This is a genomic window from Nostoc sp., from assembly GCF_036917535.1.
Classification (GTDB): domain Bacteria; phylum Cyanobacteriota; class Cyanobacteriia; order Cyanobacteriales; family Nostocaceae; genus Nostoc.
In genome coordinates this window covers 45,274-60,820 of sequence record NZ_JBALDA010000048.1, presented here as the reverse complement: position 1 = coordinate 60,820, position 15,547 = coordinate 45,274, and the positions used below count along the sequence as shown (strand labels likewise).

The 15,547-nt window shown below is 41.7% G+C and carries 13 protein-coding genes and 1 tRNA gene; 12 read left to right on the top strand and 2 right to left on the bottom strand.

Annotated features, from left to right (window positions below; translation table 11 throughout):
* Positions 1-221 precede the first annotated feature (221 nt).
* The 6 genes from glcD to V7K56_RS15870 all read left to right on the top strand — a co-directional run bounded on the left by glcD (position 222) and on the right by V7K56_RS15870 (position 8,573).
* Positions 222-1,694: a glycolate oxidase subunit GlcD gene (gene glcD, locus V7K56_RS15895; protein ID WP_334911844.1), complete on the top strand. Its 1,473-nt coding sequence runs from the start codon at positions 222-224 to the stop codon at positions 1,692-1,694.
* A 247-nt stretch (positions 1,695-1,941) separates the two neighbouring features.
* A complete protein-coding gene (locus V7K56_RS15890) occupies positions 1,942-3,249 on the top strand; it encodes a glycoside hydrolase family 10 protein (protein WP_334911843.1) in 1,308 nt (435 codons plus the stop codon).
* Entirely contained in the window at positions 3,249-3,812 is a 564-nt protein-coding gene (locus V7K56_RS15885; protein WP_334911842.1) for a hypothetical protein, read from the top strand. Before V7K56_RS15890 ends, V7K56_RS15885 begins: the two co-directional genes overlap by 1 nt.
* Before the next feature lie 346 nt (positions 3,813-4,158).
* Entirely contained in the window at positions 4,159-6,408 is a 2,250-nt protein-coding gene (locus V7K56_RS15880; protein WP_334911841.1) for a sensor histidine kinase, read from the top strand.
* Between the two features lie 63 nt (positions 6,409-6,471).
* Positions 6,472-6,543 (top strand) — tRNA-Lys (locus V7K56_RS15875).
* Positions 6,544-6,929: 386 nt separating this feature from the next.
* On the top strand, positions 6,930-8,573 hold the full coding sequence (locus tag V7K56_RS15870) for a type I restriction-modification system subunit M (protein ID WP_334911840.1): 1,644 nt from the start codon (positions 6,930-6,932) through the stop codon (positions 8,571-8,573).
* A 118-nt stretch (positions 8,574-8,691) separates the two neighbouring features.
* Here V7K56_RS15870 and V7K56_RS15865 read toward each other — a convergent pair whose 3' ends face one another.
* The gene (locus tag V7K56_RS15865) at positions 8,692-8,877 is read right to left on the bottom strand and encodes a hypothetical protein (protein ID WP_322736366.1); all 186 of its coding nucleotides are present in this window, start codon (positions 8,875-8,877) and stop codon (positions 8,692-8,694) included.
* 35 nt (positions 8,878-8,912) lie between these two features.
* Here V7K56_RS15865 and V7K56_RS15860 point away from each other — a divergent pair, with 35 nt between their 5' ends.
* A complete protein-coding gene (locus V7K56_RS15860) occupies positions 8,913-9,257 on the top strand; it encodes a hypothetical protein (protein WP_334911839.1) in 345 nt (114 codons plus the stop codon).
* Positions 9,258-9,491: 234 nt separating this feature from the next.
* Here the strand turns inward: V7K56_RS15860 and V7K56_RS15855 are convergent, their stop codons facing one another.
* Positions 9,492-9,716 carry a hypothetical protein gene (locus tag V7K56_RS15855; protein WP_334911838.1) on the bottom strand — a complete coding sequence of 75 codons (225 nt, stop codon included), beginning with the start codon at positions 9,714-9,716 and terminating at the stop codon, positions 9,492-9,494.
* A 434-nt stretch (positions 9,717-10,150) separates the two neighbouring features.
* On the opposite strand from V7K56_RS15855, the gene V7K56_RS15850 reads away from it, so the two are divergent.
* Genes V7K56_RS15850 through V7K56_RS15830 form a run of 5 tightly spaced genes read left to right on the top strand, consistent with a single transcriptional unit; the run spans position 10,151 to position 15,543 of the window.
* Positions 10,151-10,408: a DUF2281 domain-containing protein gene (locus V7K56_RS15850; protein WP_334911837.1), complete on the top strand. Its 258-nt coding sequence runs from the start codon at positions 10,151-10,153 to the stop codon at positions 10,406-10,408.
* Positions 10,405-10,827: a type II toxin-antitoxin system VapC family toxin gene (locus tag V7K56_RS15845; protein WP_334911836.1), complete on the top strand. Its 423-nt coding sequence runs from the start codon at positions 10,405-10,407 to the stop codon at positions 10,825-10,827. Before V7K56_RS15850 ends, V7K56_RS15845 begins: the two co-directional genes overlap by 4 nt.
* Positions 10,828-10,838: 11 nt before the next feature.
* Positions 10,839-12,116: a restriction endonuclease subunit S gene (locus V7K56_RS15840; protein WP_334911835.1), complete on the top strand. Its 1,278-nt coding sequence runs from the start codon at positions 10,839-10,841 to the stop codon at positions 12,114-12,116.
* Entirely contained in the window at positions 12,113-15,214 is a 3,102-nt protein-coding gene (locus tag V7K56_RS15835; protein ID WP_334911834.1) for a type I restriction endonuclease subunit R, read from the top strand. Before V7K56_RS15840 ends, V7K56_RS15835 begins: the two co-directional genes overlap by 4 nt.
* Positions 15,211-15,543 (top strand): M48 metallopeptidase family protein, encoded by a 333-nt coding sequence (locus V7K56_RS15830; protein ID WP_334911833.1) that lies wholly within the window; start codon positions 15,211-15,213, stop codon positions 15,541-15,543. The genes V7K56_RS15835 and V7K56_RS15830 overlap by 4 nt, the downstream gene beginning before the upstream one ends.
* Positions 15,544-15,547: the final 4 nt, after the last annotated feature.

Below are 15,547 nucleotides of genomic sequence, written 5' to 3'. Positions count from 1 at the left end.
AGCATCAAGTTTTAAGCACTAATTTGCAATTGATATCGCTTAAATGCATATCCTCCATTCATAAATACAAAGTGATGCGATCGCCTCCTCTCCACCGATCCAAATTATTGCTGAAGATAAGTGCGATCGCTTTTACTCACTTTTGACTGCTATTCTTGCAACAATAGTAATTACAGCTATTATCAATAGCCTGCAACATCTACCTTGAACTTGAAAAAACTATGCTTACCCAAGAGAAAAAACAACGCAACTGGAAACCCATTATCAAAGCATTCGAGGCTGTCCTTGGCAAAAATGGTGTGGTGCAACGCCGCGAAGAACTCATTACCTATGAATGCGATGGTTTAACTGGCTATCGCCAACGTCCGGCTGTGGTGCTATTACCCAGAACAACAGAACAAGTTGCCCAAGTTGTGAAAATATGCAATCGATACTCTATTCCCTTCATAGCACGCGGTTCTGGTACTGGTTTATCTGGCGGCGCTTTACCATTAGAAAATTCTGTTTTAATTGTCACTTCCTTAATGCGGCAAATCCTCAGCATTGATTTGGAAAATCAACGCACAGTTGTACAACCAGGGGTAATTAATAGTTGGGTAACACAAGCTGTTAGTGGTGCTGGATTTTACTACGCTCCTGATCCTTCTAGTCAAATTATTTGTTCTATTGGGGGCAATATTGCTGAAAATTCTGGTGGCGTACATTGTCTCAAATATGGTGTTACCACTAACCACGTTTTGGGATTAAAAATTGTTACGCCAGAAGGGGAAATTGTTGATTTAGGTGGACAAATTCCAGAAATGCCTGGTTATGATTTAACAGGTATTTTCGTTGGTTCTGAAGGCACTTTAGGAATTGCCACAGAAATTACTTTGCGAATTCTCAAAAGTGCAGAATCAATTTGTGTGCTATTGGCAGATTTTACCAGTATTGAAGCTGCCGGAGCAACTGTTTCTGACATCATCAGTGCCGGGATTATTCCTGGTGGGATGGAAATGATGGATAACTTTAGTATCAACGCCGTTGAAGATGTTGTTGCAACTAACTGTTATCCCCGCGATGCTACTGCTATTTTGCTAATAGAAATTGATGGTTTAGAAGTGGAAGTTGCAGGGAATAAACAGCGAGTTACCGAAATTTGTAAACATAATGGGGCGCGGAATGTCACTTCTGCTACTGACCCAGAAACCCGATTGAAATTATGGAAAGGACGCAAAGCGGCTTTTGCTGCGGCTGGGCATTTAAGTCCAGACTATTATGTACAAGATGGTGTAATTCCCCGGACTCAGTTGCCTTATGTTTTACATGAAATTGAGACATTAAGTCAACAATATGGTTATCGTGTTGCTAATGTATTTCACGCTGGCGATGGCAATCTTCATCCACTAATTCTTTATGATAATTCTGTGTCTGGAGCATTAGAGCAAGTAGAAGAAATGGGTGGAAAAATTCTCAAACTTTGTGTCCAAGTCGGTGGTAGTATTTCTGGCGAACATGGCATCGGGGAAGAGAAAAAGTGCTATATGCCACAGATGTTTAGCCAAGTTGATTTAGAAACTATGCAATGGGTGCGGCAAGTTTTTAATCCCAAAGGTTTAGCAAATCCGGAAAAGATATTCCCCACACCACGAACTTGTGGAGAAGCAGCAAATGTATCGGCGCTCAAGCAATTTGAAGGTGTGGAAAGATTTTAATAAGAAAGAAGTTAGGAGTAGAGACGCGATTAATCGCGTCTGTACAGGAGTTAGGAGTCATAATTTATGAAGTTTTGGTATCGTTAAGTATATTCATTACCAAAACTAGCTCCGTATTATTTCAACTATTCTGACTCCTGATTTCTAGATTCTAAATTCTGAATCATCATTTATTTACATCATCCGGAGGATTACAACTTTATTTTGTAGTTATATATATTCCGATCGCACTAGGTCAAGCTTACAAATGAATCGGGTTGTTCGCCGTTGTGTTTCTTACTTGCTGTGTTTGGGATTAGTAGTTGCTTTAACAGTTGTCTTGGAAAGTTCTGATGCTTGCGGCGGGCTGCGCCAACGGAGGGAACCTCCGCTCAGACTTTCCGCTTTTTCATTCTCTTCACTGCCAGTTTATTCCCAAAAGACAAGTCCTTTCACTACAGAAATTCGTGGCGTTTGGCTTACTAATGTTGCTAGTGGTGTACTATTTGTCCCTTGGGGTATTAACCGTGCTATAAATCAATTATCAACTCTCAACTTTAATACAATTTATCCTGTAGTTTGGAACCGAGGACATACTTTTTATAAAAGTGCTGTAGCCAAAATAACTACAGGTTCAGAAACTCAACCTTTGCTTAACTTTATGCACGGTGGACAAGATGTTTTAGCAAAGATAGTGACACTTGCCAAAAATAAAGATTTAAGAGTTATTCCCTGGTTTGAATACGGATTCATGACACCGCATTATTCACAATTAGCAAGGCGTTATCCTGATTGGTTGACAATTGGACAAGAAGGTATAAATTCTATTCAAGATGCCCCACCAGAAGAAATTGACAATCTTTTAATAACTAAACAAGCTTGGTTGAATCCCTTACATCCACAAGTACAAGAGTTTATCCAAGGGTTAATTTTAGAAGTAGTCAGGGATTACGATGTGGATGGTATTCAGCTTGACGACCATTTTGGGATGCCTGTACACTTCGGCTACGATCGCTTCACTATTGAACTCTACCAGCAAGAACATCAAGGCAAAAGTCCCCCAACTGATCCTTTTAACTCAGAATGGATGCGGTGGCGGGCAGATAAAATTACTGATTTCATGGCAGAAATCTATCAAGCCGTCAAGGCAGTTAAGCCCAAACTCAAAATATCTCTGTCTCCCAACTATCAAGCTTTTGCCTACAAATACTATTTGCAAGATTGGGAAAATTGGGTAAAAAAAGGTTTAGTTAATGAGTTGATTTTGCAGGTATATCGAAACGATAAAAAGTCTTTTATCGCTCAACTAGAACAACCATCTATAAAATTGGCTCAAAGTCTGATTCCTGTAGGTATTGGGATATCAACGGGAACCTTAGGAAATCCGGTGAAAATGGCACAAGTCAGAGAACAGGTTCAGGTAGTGCGCGATCGCAATTTTGATGGTATCTCCTTTTTCTACTGGGAGAGTCTATGGGGTTACATCGTACCAGAATCACCCCAACAGCGACGCAAAGGTTTTTTTGAAATGTTTAATGCAAAAACTGTCAGATTATTAAAAACAAAGAAACTTTGATGCCATTCGCGCCTAAAAATACTAGATTTGGCTTTACATTGCTGTGGACTTTAGCTACTTTTGGCGGATTTTTATTGAGTTTACTCTTTATTGAAGTCGGTGAAAAGCCAGATATTGGAGTAATGGAGGCGGCTATCGGCGGATTTGCGATCGCATTTCCTCAAGGTTGTCTTCTCAAAGAACCTGTATTTTGTATCAGGTGGATTTTGTCAAGTCTTTTGGGTTGGAGTATCATCACTGCGATCGGTATTGGTGCGGTGGGTTGGATTGTACCTAGCACTCAGATTCTTCCCTTAAGAATTTTATCAGGGGTAGTTTATGGTGCTCTTGGCGGCTTGGGGATTGGATTGGCACAATCGTTAGCAATTCCCCAACCTGTAGCGTGGCGATGGATATTTGTCTGTGCGGCAAGTTGGGCTGTTGCTGTCCCCGTGGGTTCGACTGTAGGGACGATCTGGCGCTACTTAACCCAGTTATTTTTAGGTGAAGTCATTGGATTAGGTATTACTTGGCTACTAGTTGGTATCCTCACAGGAATCAATGCTCACAAATTGCGATTGTAAGTTGCTACAGACGCGATTAATCGCATCTTTATTAAGAATTATAAACTTAATTAATATATATTTAGGTTTGCATTGAAAATATGCAACAATCTTAAAAAACTGTTAAAAATAAATTGCAGTAAGTTTGCCCTCACCTGCAAATGTATTTTCACCTTCAAAAAGCAGGATTTTGTTAAGCTGACTCTTATTAGCTTTCCTAGATTTCTGACAAGAAGTAGAGAAAGATCAAAATTTCGATGAGCAACAGCTGACAATACTTTGCTATAGGCGCTAAAGTGCATCTACTACAAGCTTAACGACAAGAGAGCGCCTAGAAGAGTTAGTAATACAAGAGTGGGACTCTCGCATGAATATAAATCCAGTGGAATCAACTACGGAGTTGACAAAATTATCACCACCTCAAATTCTTTTCGGCGCAGAAGTAGATGAAAAAAGTAGTAGCGAGCAGTTTCTATCAAGCATGTACGATTCTGTACAGGCGTCAATATTTGTAGTTGATGTTTTGGAGGATGGAGATTTTCGATATGTGGGCCTTAATCCCACTCATGAACGGTGGATAGGGATTCGCTCAGACGATCTCCGGGGCAAAAAACCAGAGGATATTCTCTGTGCTATTGATGCTGCAAAGGTGCGTCAACATTATGCTGACTGCGTGCGATTCGGCACAACTATTTCTTACGAACAATGTTTGCAATTCCAGGGAGTTTCCACTTGGTGGAGTACGACTCTCACCCCACTAAAGGATGCTAACTCCAGGGTTTATCGACTGATTGGTACTAGTAATAATATTACCCCTGCCAAGCAAGCAGAACAAGCAGTTGGACTCCAGGTTGAACCAGAGCAACTGCTAGAAGCGATCGCCGCACGGATTCACCAATCTGTAGAATTAGAGACAATTCTGCATCAGACTACAATTGAACTGCGGCAGTTTTTGAATTGCGATCGCGTGTTAATTTATCGTTTCGAGGCTGATGGTAGTGGAGTAATCATTGCCGAATCAACAGTAGCTGCTATCGATCCCCTATTGGGAAAAAACATCACCGATCCCTGCTTGGGTGGCAAACATCCAGATTACTACAGACGAGATTGCATTCAAGTTATCGAAGATATTTATGCAGCCGACTTGCATCCTTGCCATATAGATTTCCTGACATCTTTGCAGATAAAAGCTAATCTCGTAGTGCCGATTTTCCAAAAGCAAGATATGTGGGGGCTATTGATTGCCCAGCATTGTCATCAATCGCGTCAATGGCAGCAAACGGAAACTGACTTGCTCAAGCAGTTGGCAACTCAAATCGGCATTGCAGTCCAACAGGCAGAACTTCATCAGCAAATCGAGGATCTCAAAGCCAAGATGGAGTTACACAAGCACAAGCACATCAGTCAGTTACAGCAGGTGCGAAACTTTGAAGCCTTGGTGCGACGCACGACAGAACAAATTCGCGACAGTCTGGATCAAACTCAGGTGTTGCAGACACTTACCCAGGAATTAGCAAAGTTACTAAACCTTGAGCGTTGCCAAATTGAATTCTACAGTACCTGCCAAACTCTAGTTACGATTACTTACGAATACTGCATTAACTTACCCCAATGTCAAGGACTAACCAAACAGATTGCAGATTATCTTGAAGTTTATCAGCCGCTGTTGCAAAAACAACCATTGCAATTTTTGGAAATTGTACCAGGATGGGAACCAAAGTTGCTAGTTATGGCCCAGATGGCTTGTCCAATTTTTGATACTCAAGGGATTTTGGGGAATATTTGGCTGACAAGACCATCACAAGAGGCTTTTGACGAATTTGAAATTGAGCTAATGCAGCAGGTAGCAAATGAATGTGCGATCGCTATTCGTCAAGCCCAACTTTACAAACAAAACCAGGCACAGGTAGAAGAACTAGAAAAAAGCGATCGGCTCAAAAACCAATTTCTCAGAACTCTCTCCCAAGAACTGCGAACACCAATAACAAGCATCAGCCTTGCAGTCCAAACTCTCGAAAGTGTGCTCACACCAGCAGAAATATCAGAAATAGAAATAGTGCCGCAACTCTTGCAGATTCTGCATAACGAGTGTGGGCGAGAAAGTAAGTTAATTAACGACCTCCTCACACTCACATATCTCCAAGCCGAACCCGATCCCCCAACTTTGATTGCCATTGACTTTCAAAGCTGGCTTCACCCGATTATCGAGTCTTTTCGAGACCTCACCAACTGCCAGCGACAGCAGTTAAACCTGACTGTTGATCGGGCGCTGCCGCCTTTAGAGACAGATATTACTGATTTGGAGCGAATTGTCACCGAACTGCTCAACCATGCCTGCAAATACACCCCAGCCGGGGAATCAATCGCAGTCTCTGCTCACTTGATCGGGGATACAGTCGAGCTTAATATTACCAATTCGGGAATAGAGCTTACCAGCAATGAACTCTCACGGATTTTTGAACCTTTTTATCACATTTCCAAACACGATCCTTGGAAACATAGCGGCACAGGGCTGGAATTGGCATTAGTGCAGAAAATGGTCAGACATTTAGGCGGCTCAATTTATGTAGAGAGTGCAGCAGGTCAAACCACCTTTACCGTCAAATTTTCCTTTTAATTAGTTTTTTGGGTGCGGCACTAACTAAATTGTCAAAAGTTGTGCTATATTTGTTATTTGTGTGGGTGACTAGCTCAACGGTAGAGCAGTAGACTCTTAATCTATTGGTTGCGGGTTCAAATCCCTCGTCACCCATCCTTTCCAGCCCTCCTGGACATTAACTAATTATTTACCACTACTAACATACTCTTGTCACTTTTAACTAATTAGTGACACCATTAACCATTAATAGTTTTTCTAAAATAATAGTGTCAGTGTAGAAAACTAAAATACATTTTCTTTACCACATTATTACAGACATAACCTACTTTTTGGTGATTGCGATGCTTTGAAACAAACTGCCTAAGATAAGCGATCGCTTACTCTTGTAGCGTATGACCGAGAACAAGCGATCGCATCTCTAGAACAAGGTCAGCCTGTGATTCCTGTGTGGTTAGATATTATTTATCAACAATTAGCCGAGAAACTAGGAAAATAGGGATTTCTCGAAATAAGATAAAAGCATCGCAGGAGTAAGTATAGTGCCGCGTGGAACAAGGAAAAACAGCAAAAAGCCAGCAGAGAAAAACGGTTCTGGAGATTTACCCCTTTTACAGCTAGCCAACCAAGCTGGCGATCGCTTGGATATTCCGGCAATGGAACAATGGCTGTGGGATGCTGCTTGTAAGATACGTGGCGCGACAGATGCACCAAAATTCAAGGATTTTATTCTGCCGCTAATTTTCTACAAACGGCTGTCTGATGTGTTTGATGATGAGTATGAAAAGTGCGCCGAGAAGTTTGGGGGTGGAGACTTAGCCCGTGCTTTCATTGAAGCGGATCATCAAGATGCAATTAAAAATAATCGTCAGCCGATTGTGCGTTACTATGTCCCCCACCAATACCGTTGGGAGGCGATTCGCTTTCATCCTAAAGATGGCTTAGGAGAGTTTGTGACAACGGCGATGCGGGAGGTGGCAAAGCGCAATCCTGGGTTATCGGGAACGCTGACACTGAAAGATTATAACGAGAAGCAAAGCAATCAACGCGTTTTGGATGATGACCGTTTAAAGGACTTGATTGAAGTCATCAGTCGGCATCGGTTGGGGTTAAAGAATACCAATGCGGATGTTTTGGGGGAAGCTTATGAGTATTTGCTGCGGAAGTTTGCCGAAGGACAGGGGCAAAGTGCGGGGGAGTTTCTCACACCATCAGAGGTGGGTTGGTTAATTGCGGAAATTATTGACCCGGAACCTTACACGAAGATTTACGATCCTACTTGTGGATCGGGTAGGTTGTTGACTAAGCCGCGTTTGGTGTTCAATCGCAAACATCCAGGGGAAGAGAGTAAAGCACCTCGGTTATTTGGGCAAGAGTTGAACTGGACAACTTTTGCCATCGCTAAAATGAATATGTTTTTGCAGGATTTTACTGATACACAAATTGCGATTGGTGATACATTCAGACAACCGAAATTTACGGTTGACAAGAAGGTGATGCGCTTTGATTATGTGGTTGCTAATCCGATGTGGAATCAGGACAACTACGGCGCAGATGCCTACGAAGAAGATTCTTTTGAACGGTTTAAAGACGGAATTGCCTCAAAATCTTCAGCAGATTGGGGATGGGTGCAGCATATTTGGGCATCGCTGAAAGATAACGGACGGGCGGCGGTTGTTTTGGATACAGGTGCAGTGTCTCGCGGTTCCGGGAGTCAGAACAAAAATCAAGAAAGGGACATTCGCAAGGAATTTGTGGAAAGGGACAGAGTTGAAGGGGTGATTTTGCTACCTGAAAATTTGTTTTATAACACGACTGCGCCAGGGGTAGTAATTTTGTTAAATCGCCTGAAACCTCTGAATCGTAAAGGTGAGTTTTTGCTGATTAATGCTGCTGATTATTTTGTCAAGGGCGATCCGAAGAATATTTTGACAAAGGAAGGGATTAAGGCGGTTGGTGAGGTTTATCGCAATTGGGAAACGCGAGAGAAGCTGAGTAAAGTTATTAAGTTAGAAGAATTGAGAGAAGCGGATTATAATCTTAGTCCGTCGCAGTTTGTGGATGTTAGCGATAAAGTTGTGCATCGGGCGATCGCAGATATTTTGACAGATTTGGCGGTAGCAAGACAAGACAGGGAATGGGCGGATAAAGATTTAGCTGAGGTGTTAGCAAAGTTGAATTTATAGCGTTTTTCATTGTATATCCTTGGACTCCATAAACCTGTCAGTTCACAGATAAGGGCACTCTACTGCCGAGGCAAGGTCGGATCAAGTTATCCGGAAACTTCTCAACGTCTCCCCTCTATCAGGTTTCTGCGATGCGATCTGCTTTGCAGCAACGCTTCGTGATCGCTTTCAGCCCCGAATCATCCCTACTCAATCTTCCAATTAGGCGTATAACCAGAAGTAACTTGGCTATACATTTGCAAGACCGATGCAGAAATACGTCCTGAGAGTTTTGCGATCGCCCATAGCGCTCTTGTAAAATCATTTTCAATTGTTGAGAATTCGCCCAGGAAAAAGTTTATGGCAAATATGTCCGGTCAAGACCCCTCGGAAATCACAGTGGCAACGGTTGATGAAGAACGAAAAGGCGCAACTTTCAGCGGTACGGTCATCCTTGGTATAGATCCTGAGGGTGGGGAAGTCGTTTTCTTTAGAGACTTTTTAATTGAAGATTATAAAGGCGAACTTACCGCTTATCTGGCAACAGATGGCGATATAAGGAAAAGCATTGATTTAGGCGAACTCGATCATAAAAGCCCCAGTTTTAAGCTGCCAATTCCGCTGGGAACGGATACATTACCCTACAATACAGTCGTGTTAAGCGACAAAAAAAGCAAGAAAAAAATCCTGACGATCAATCTATAAAATTTGTAACTTAGCTCGTAGTTCAGCCAAATTCGATTGCCCTCCTGTATAGATATCAAATGGGTTCTATAAAACGATGTTTGAAAAGTCCTTTTGTTGGTAGCAAAACGTTTTAGATCCCCCTAAATCCCCCTTAAAAAGGGGGACTTTGATTCCGGTTCCCCCCTTAAAAAGGGGGGCTAGGGGGGATCAACAAGTGCCTAAAATCACAGCCAACCACTTTTCAAACAACCTCTAAGGCGATCGCATTTGTTGATTTGGCGTTCGCATTTGTTGATTTGGGGTTCGCATTTGTTGATTTAGCGAACGCATTTGTTGATTTGGGGTTCGCATTTGTTGATTTAGCGAACGCATTTGTTGATTCGGCGAACGCATTTGTTGATTTAGCGATCGCATTTGTTGATTTGGCGTTCGCATTTGTTGATTTGGCGTTCGCATTTGTTGATTCGGCGTTCGCATTTGTTATTTCGGCGTTCGCATTTGTTGATTTGGCGTGTCCATAACGCACCTTTGTATTTTAGAAGAGTTGAAACCTATACTGGTCATACTTGTGTGTACACCCTAGTCTACAAGGAGAGAGGCTTTAAGGCTTACTCCCCAACGCTAGTAAGGAAGGGGTTGGGGGTTAGAATATTCGTAGGTTGGGGAGCCAGTGCGTTGCGGGGGTTCCCCCCGTTGAAGCAACTGGCGTTTGAGGCAATGCGTTACCCAACAAACCCTGCAAAATGTTAGGTTACCCTTCGGGATCTTGCTACGTTCCTCAAACCTACCTACACATTTTACGCTAGCTGAACTTTGAGTATTTAAGTTTGTCTGCAATGAGTAGTAAAGTTTAAATTGCTAAAGTTTCAATCAGCTACAAATATCTTATTATTTTTATCCAGGATAAAGCCATGACTCAAGCAATTGATAAGCAACAAATGATAATTGATGAATTGAAAAAGCTATCTCCTGAGAAGCAACAGGAGGTATTAAATTTTATTGAGTTTTTGCAGTTTAAGGAGATGCAAAAGCAGGATGTACAGCATCAAGAAGAGAAAGAACCTATTTCTGCCTATGAAGCTGCTAAAGAGTTTGCTGGCTGCGTTGATGGAGGCCCTGGTGATTTAGCTACCAACAAGAAGTATTTAGAAGGCTACGGTTGGAAATGAGGAAAAAGGTACTTCTAGATACAGGTCCCTTAGTTTCATTTATCAATAATCGAGAAAATTCGCATGATTGGGCGGTTAATGAATGGAAAAAGATTGAACCACCCTTATTAACTTGTGAAGCAGTAATTATTGAGGCGTGTTTTATATTGCGAGATTTTTATGGTGGACAGGATGCGGTTATGTCTTTATTAGATACTGGCATAATTCAAATCTCTTTTCGTCTCAGTGATGAAATAGGAACGGTTAGAGAGTTGCTGAAGCGGTATCAGAATGTGCCAATGTCTTTAGCTGATGCGTGTTTGGTAAGAATGAGTGAGTTAATTTTAGGGAGTTGTGTGTTGGCGGTAGATAGTGATTTTCGGGTTTATCGGAAGAATAAAAATGAAATGATAGATTTGATTATTGCTAATGGAATATGAGAGGGGTAGGGATGGGTGAGATACAACTACCGCCTCATTGGAAAGTTGTAAAACTAAATGATATTTCTCAAGAAATTCAAAGCGGTGGTACACCATATAGAAAAAAACCTGAATTTTATGGTGGATCAATTAGTTGGATTAAAACGCTTGATCTGAATGAAAATATTGTTATAGATTCAGAAGAGAAGATAACTGAAGCAGGATTTAAGAGTATAAGAGGTAAAATTAGACCAATAAATACAGTAATGGTAGCCATGTATGGTGGCAAGGGAACTGTAGGAAAATCAGGAATTTTAGGGATTACCGCTACAACTAATCAAGCTGTTTGTTGTATTGAACCTAATCCTAATAATTTTGATTCTTTTTATCTTCTATATTACTTAATCTATTTCAGACCAATCTGGATGCGTTACGCCATCGGAACGCGAAAAGACCCAAATATAAGTAAAGGAATTATAGAAAAAACAGAAATTCCTTTTCCTCCCCTGCCTGAACAAAAAACGATCGCCCACACTCTGCGAACCATCCAGAAAGCCAAAGAAACCCGCCAGCGAGAGTTAGAACTGGAACGAGAACGCAAAGCAGCACTGATGCAGTATCTCTTTACTCATGGCACTCGCAACGAACCGCGTAAGCAGACGGAAATAGGCAAGATTCCTGAGAGTTGGGAAGTTGTAACGCTGGATAAAGTTTGTGAATTTCTCCAGTATGGTACATCAAAACTGTGTGATTCGGATAGCAGTGGTATTCCTGTTTTAAGAATTCCAAATGTGATTAGTGGCAAGATAAATATATTTGATTTAAAGTTTACAAAGCCAGAAAAAAAAGAATTTGAAAAGTTATCTTTAAAAACTGGTGATTTACTTTTTGTAAGAACAAATGGAAGAAAAGAATATATAGGTAGATGTGCTGTTTTTTGTGGAAAACCTCCTCACGCTATGTTTGCATCTTATCTAATACGAGTAAGACTTAAGGTAAATATTTTGTTACCTGAATTTTTCCAATTTTACACCATGACTCATAGAGGAAAGAGTTATTTAAGTGGTAGAGCATCTAACGCAGCCGACGGAAAATTTAATATCAATACGCAGATTATTAAAGCTGTCTTAGTGCCTATTCCCCCTCTTGATGAGCAACACGAAGTTATTAGAACTTTACAGGCTTGCGATCGCAAAATTCAAGCCCTAGAAAAAGAAATCGCCCTTACTGACGAACTATTCCACGCCATGCTAGAACAACTGATGACAGGTAAAATTTCTACCCAACCCTTAACCGAGACTTACGTATGAGCGAAGCTTCCGCCGTGCAAAGACCGATGCTGAAATATGCCTATGATATAGGCTGGGAATACCTAACTTCAAAAGAGGCATTACAACGGCGGGAAGGCAAGGGAGAGGAAAAGCTTAAAGAACGCTACTTTGCCGATGTTCTTCGCAGTCAACTAATTAAACTAAATCCTGGCGTTGTCACCTCTAACAATATAGATGAAATTCTTCGCCGCCTGCGAAACATTGATAATACCATCGAAGGCAACCGCGAAGCTTTAAACTGGTTGCAAGGCAAACAATCTATTTTTGTCGCCGAAGAAAACCGCGACAGAAACATTACCCTCATCGACTTTAACAACCCGGAAAATAACATCTTCCAAGTCACAGATGAATGGTCGCAAAAAGGCGTAAAATTTCCCAACCGCGCCGATATTATTTTTCTGATTAACGGTATTCCCGTTGCCATTGCAGAAACCAAAGGAGAAAAGAAAACTGATGGTTTAGCACTAGGCATTGACCAAATTCGCCGCTACCACAACCAAACCCCAGAATTGCTAGCCTTTCCCCAAGCTTTTGAAGTCACAGAATTGTGGAATTTCTGGTATGGCTTAACCTGGAATACCAACCGCAAAAACTTGTTTGAATGGAAACTGAACAAACAAAGCAATACCATCACTGAAGGCGACTACGAAGAGAAAATCAAAACTTTCTTCGACCATCAACGCTTTTTAGAGATTCTCAGATATTACATTGTTTTTCTCGAACGCGATGACGGCTTAACCAAAGTAATTTTACGCCAACACCAAACCCGTGCAGTCAAAAAAGTCCTGCAACGCATCCAAGACCCGAATAAAAAACGCGGACTAGTTTGGCATACCCAAGGCAGTGGTAAAACCCTGACGATGATTACAGTTGCCGCCCAACTCCGCAATATTAGCGGCGATAATACCGTAATCATGATTGTTGACCGCAACGAACTAGAAAACCAACTAGACAAAAACCTCAAAGCTTATGGCATCAAAAGTTATGAAGTCGCAACCAGTAAAGCAGACTTAGAAAAACTCATCCAAGATGATTATCGCGGTTTAATCGTCGCCATGATTCACAAATTCGACAAGATGAAAGTAGAAAATAAGCATTCTACAATTACCGTCTTAGTCGATGAAGCACACCGCAGCACAGGCGGTAATTTCGGCATATATTTAATGGCTGCCCTCCCCAACGCTACATTTATCGGTTTCACAGGTACACCCGTTAGTAAAGCAGCTAAAGGACAAAACACTTTCCAAACCTTCGGCGAACCTTCTGACCCAAAATACAGCTTAGATTCCTATTCAACCGCCGACTCCGTACGAGATGGCACAACCCTGAAGCTAAATTATGCCCTGGCGAAATCAGAGTTTCGCGTTCCCCAAGAAATTTTAGAAAAAGAATTTCTCCAACTCCAAGCCGCAGAAGGCATTAACGACATAGAAGAACTTGATGGCATTCTCGATCGCGCTGTTAAATTAAAAGAGTTTCTCAAAAGTGAAGATAGAGTAGATAAAGTAGCTAAGTTTGTCGCCGCGCATTTCCGGGACTACGTTGAACCAATGGGCTTTAAAGCTTTTATGGTTGGTGTAGACCGGGAAGCTTGTAAACTTTACAAACAAGCCTTAGATCAATATCTCCCTAGCGAATATTCAACCGTCGTTTATTCCCGAACTACAGCCGCAGGACTGCGAGAGTACAACCTGACTGATGCCGAAGAGAAAGAAGTCCGCAAAGCCTTTATTAAAAAATCCGTCGTTTCTGCCAAAATATCTTTACCAAATGCAGTAATCGAGTTTATCGAATCTCGCCCGAAAGATTTTAACTACGACAACAAAACCCTAACTTTTACAGGTTATTGTTCTGCTGAAGATGCCCAAACTTTAGAAAGCCTTTGCGGTGGCGATGCTGATGCTGTCACCAAAATTCGCCAACTTTACGAAGACTACCGCAAAGCCTTGCCGAAAATTCTCATCGTCACCGAGAAACTATTGACGGGGTTTGATGCGCCGATACTTTACTGTATGTATCTCGACAAACCGATGCGCGACCACGTTCTCTTGCAGGGAATCGCCCGTGTGAATCGCCCTTACGAAGACGCAGAAGGTTTAGTTAAGCCCTATGGCTTTGTTCTAGATTTTATCGGTATCTTTGGCAACAAACTAGAGCAAGCCCTGGCCTTTGAGTCGGGAGAAGTTAACGACATCATCCAAAGTGTAGATGTAATGAAAAACATCCTGCAAACGATGATGGAAAATACTGCACCTGAGTATTTACCGCTAGCTAAGGGATGGGACGACAAAGCAAAAGAACGCGCTGCGGCGCACTTTGCAGACAAAGATTTGCGTGAGAAATTCTTTAAATTTGTCCGCCAACTCCAATCAATTTACGAAATATTGTCTCCTGACCCCGACCTGCGTCCCTTCATGGAGAATTATAAAACTATTATTAGGCTTTACGGAACAATCCGCGCTGCTTACAATACCAGTCCCTACATTGATATTGAACTCACCGCCAAAACCAAAGAACTGGTACGCCGCAACGTCACAATTGGCGAGTTGGAAATGCCCGGAACTATCCACGAACTCAATGCCCAACAATTAGAGCAATTCCGCCAAAGTAGCACCACAGATACAGTAAAAGTTCTAAACTTGAGTAAGGCATTGTTGAAAACAGTAAACGAGCAAAGTCAGCGATCGCCTTTTTTGATTTCCATTGGCGAACGTGCCGAAATTGTCCGCGCCAGCTTTGAAAATCGCCAAATAGAGGCTGATGTTGCTTTAGCTAAACTAAATGAAATTGCCAATGAATGCACAGAAGCAGAAGTCTTACGGCAACGGCTCAAAGTCGATGAAAACACCTTTGCGATTTACACTATCATCAAGCAAGCAGTTACTCAGCTGGATATCAACCAAGCCGAAATTATCAACACCATTTATAGCAACTTCCCTGATTACTGGTGGGATGCACGTCAGGAAATTGATTTAAGAACCGAACTTTACGCTAATATTTATCCTATTACCAGCTCAGTTGAGCAAACTATCGAAGTCACCAACAACCTGCTGAAACTCGAACGAGTCGAATCATGATTGCTAGCTGCGACAATCGAAAATGGAAAGACGCGCAAGCACTTAAGGATGCTGTGGGAGAATGGAGCGATCGAATTAAAGTTAAAGTCAAACAAATTCAACTGCGTCCCATGAAGCGCAAATGGGCTTCTATCTCCACCACAGGACGCTTAACTTTGAATACTGAACTGTTAGACTTACCAAAAGAATTGGGTGAGTTTGTCATTGTTCACGAACTCGTACATCTCCTCGTTCCCAACCACGGTAAGCTATTTAAGTGCTTTATGTATGCTTATCTTCCTAATTGGGAAGAGTTAGAGATAAAATTACAGAAAAATTGTCAGCAATGACTAC

Coding starts and splice junctions, on each gene's coding strand:
- V7K56_RS15865 (WP_322736366.1), bottom strand. CDS start 8,877: ATGATTTTACAAGAGCGCTATGGGCGATCGCAAAACTCTCAGGACGTA.
- V7K56_RS15885 (WP_334911842.1), top strand. CDS start 3,249: ATGCCATTCGCGCCTAAAAATACTAGATTTGGCTTTACATTGCTGTGG.
- V7K56_RS15830 (WP_334911833.1), top strand. CDS start 15,211: ATGATTGCTAGCTGCGACAATCGAAAATGGAAAGACGCGCAAGCACTT.
- V7K56_RS15850 (WP_334911837.1), top strand. CDS start 10,151: ATGACTCAAGCAATTGATAAGCAACAAATGATAATTGATGAATTGAAA.
- V7K56_RS15880 (WP_334911841.1), top strand. CDS start 4,159: ATGAATATAAATCCAGTGGAATCAACTACGGAGTTGACAAAATTATCA.
- V7K56_RS15840 (WP_334911835.1), top strand. CDS start 10,839: ATGGGTGAGATACAACTACCGCCTCATTGGAAAGTTGTAAAACTAAAT.
- V7K56_RS15835 (WP_334911834.1), top strand. CDS start 12,113: ATGAGCGAAGCTTCCGCCGTGCAAAGACCGATGCTGAAATATGCCTAT.
- glcD (WP_334911844.1), top strand. CDS start 222: ATGCTTACCCAAGAGAAAAAACAACGCAACTGGAAACCCATTATCAAA.
- V7K56_RS15890 (WP_334911843.1), top strand. CDS start 1,942: ATGAATCGGGTTGTTCGCCGTTGTGTTTCTTACTTGCTGTGTTTGGGA.
- V7K56_RS15860 (WP_334911839.1), top strand. CDS start 8,913: ATGGCAAATATGTCCGGTCAAGACCCCTCGGAAATCACAGTGGCAACG.
- V7K56_RS15855 (WP_334911838.1), bottom strand. CDS start 9,716: ATGCGAACGCCGAATCAACAAATGCGAACGCCAAATCAACAAATGCGA.
- V7K56_RS15845 (WP_334911836.1), top strand. CDS start 10,405: ATGAGGAAAAAGGTACTTCTAGATACAGGTCCCTTAGTTTCATTTATC.